Source organism: Paraburkholderia sp. BR14312 (genome assembly GCF_040948675.1).
GTDB lineage: Bacteria > Pseudomonadota > Gammaproteobacteria > Burkholderiales > Burkholderiaceae > Paraburkholderia > Paraburkholderia nodosa_A.
The window spans coordinates 1-2,162 of record NZ_JBFPKI010000049.1 but is presented as its reverse complement, the minus strand read 5'-3'; the positions used below and the strand labels follow the sequence as shown (position 1 = coordinate 2,162).

The 2,162-nt window shown below is 58.5% G+C and carries 2 protein-coding genes; both read right to left on the bottom strand.

Annotation, left to right across the window (positions count from 1 at the left end; all coding sequences use genetic code 11):
- Nucleotides 1-52 precede the first annotated feature (52 nt).
- Nucleotides 53-1,165: a restriction endonuclease subunit S gene (locus AB3X98_RS41905; RefSeq protein WP_368607174.1), complete on the bottom strand. Its 1,113-nt coding sequence runs from the start codon at nucleotides 1,163-1,165 to the stop codon at nucleotides 53-55.
- A partial coding sequence (locus AB3X98_RS41900) for an N-6 DNA methylase (RefSeq protein ID WP_368607172.1) occupies nucleotides 1,162-2,162 on the bottom strand: 1,001 nt, incomplete at its 5' end. The genes AB3X98_RS41905 and AB3X98_RS41900, both read right to left, overlap by 4 nt.

The window sequence follows — 2,162 nt, the reverse complement described above, 5'->3', positions numbered from 1 at the left end:
ATCCTATTGCCCCGCCGACGCGGCGCCGCCGGTGGTTCGTCGTCTCCGGCGGCTACGCCGCCTCCGACTCCTCACCACCGGCCAAAACAAACGTCAACGACCGGCCAAGATAATTGTCGCCGCCCAGCTTGTCCTGATACATCGCTTGCAACAGACCATAGAGGTAAGCACCACCCCCAAGCTTATCGCTAGGTCTGAGCAATCGGCAAAAGCTAGCCGGCGCGACTGGCGGACGTAACTTTTCGATCAAACTGGCCGTTACATACATAACCCGGCCCACGGGTTGATCTTTGCTTCCCCCTGAGGCCTCCAAAATGAGATCACCCGGAAAGAAGACCCTTGACCTAAGTTCGCGATTAGCCACGAAACGGTCAGGCACGCCGGAGTAGTTGCCCGAAAGTAGCTTGGGAATATCGGTTCCTCGGATGACAGAAACACGCTGATCTTCAGTGTCCGTTTCCGAGGCCTCGCCCCAAAGACCTCCAACAGTATGCTCAAGCAGCGAACCAAGTGTAGCCTGATGCCACCCCACCGGCAGGGGGCCATCGGAGGTGTCTTCGATGGTTACGTCCTCATGGCCAGGGAAGCGGAGGCGGGTGAACCATTCGGTGAACAGCCCCTGCGCCATCTCCTCCAGCACCGCGATCCGCCGCCGGTTGACCTCGATCAGATCGTCATAAGCTCCCAAAATCCCTGCGATCCGGCGTTGGATTTCGAGGGGTGGAACTAGCAGATTTTGCGAAAGCAGCTTCTCAAGGCTGAGATTGTCTTGTGTTGCACCTTTGGAAATCGCGGCAAATCGGATTTTGGCGTAATCGAGAGCATATTTTACGAATACGACATCAGCTTTGTCAGGATAGGGGGTGAAGCCGACGATGCTGTCTGGAAAACAAGCCGGTATGCCAAGTATGGTGGTATCGCCAATGTTGGCGGCGATGGTAAAGCACAGGGTGCCGACAGGCCAAAGTCGAGACTGCGCAAGCCCTGCCTCGTTATAGGTCTGCTCATATTCGAACAGCCTTAGGCCGGCTGCCTTCACATCAGCGGTCTGAACGAATGGAAAATCGCCGCCGTAAAGCGCGGGATCGTTCCGCGGACGGTGCCGAGATCGGCCCCGTTCCACAGTACCAAGCTGATCTAACCGCATCGGTCGCCAATCGCTCATGCTGCTAGCACCTCGGCAACATTCTCGGCGATTACTGCCTGCAACCGCACCGCCTCGGCATTCAGCCCCTCCAGCTCTTCTTGCAACGCGTCCAAGCGCTCGCGGAAGTCTTCGTCTTCTGGCTGCTCGCCTGGGGCGACGCCGACATAACGACCGGGGTTTAAGCTCCAGTCCTGCGCGGCGATTTCGGCGCGGGTGGCGACGCGGCACAGGCCGGAAATATCCTTGTAACTATCATCCCCGAAATGCGCGGTCATCGCTAGGTTGCTGCCCGCTGCCAGTTCCGCCTCCTCGCCGCGCCACAGGCGCACTATATTTCCCAAGAACTCGATCTGGTCAGGCCTGAGGTCGCGATGGGCTCGCGTCACCTGTCGGAAGATATGGCGTGCATCGATAAACAGCACCTGGTCCGCGCGGGGGGTACCTTTCTTCCCGTTGTCGAGGAACCACAGCGTCACCGGCAGAGTAACGGTGAAGAACATATTTGCCGAGGTCGAGACGATCACATCGACCGCCCCGCTCTCAATCAGCTTGCGCCGCATCTCCCGCTCGGCACCGCCCGCGTCCGAGGCGGAGTTGGCCATCACGAAGCCGGCGCGGCCGTGATCGTTGAGAGCGGCATTGAACAGACCGATCCACAGGTAGTTGGCGTTGTTGACGCTGGGCACGCCCAGCGAAAAGCGCGCGTCCACATGACCTGCCTCGTTCACCAAGCGTGCGGTATCCACCTCTTTCTGGTTGAAGGGCGGATTGGCCATCACGAAATCGAACTTACCCACCATCTGGTGCGGGTCTTCGTAATAACTGCTCGCAACTCGGATATCGCCGGAAAGGCCGTGGACCGCGAGATTGAGCCGGCACAGCTTCTGCGTGCGTATTTCGGCGAAGCCGAACACGGATTTCGGTTGAAGTCGAACAGCGTTTCCGGAGGAAGATGAACAGCCGTTTCGCTTGAAGTCGAACGGTTTCGGAGAGTTCCGGAATTGGTGTTCGGTGC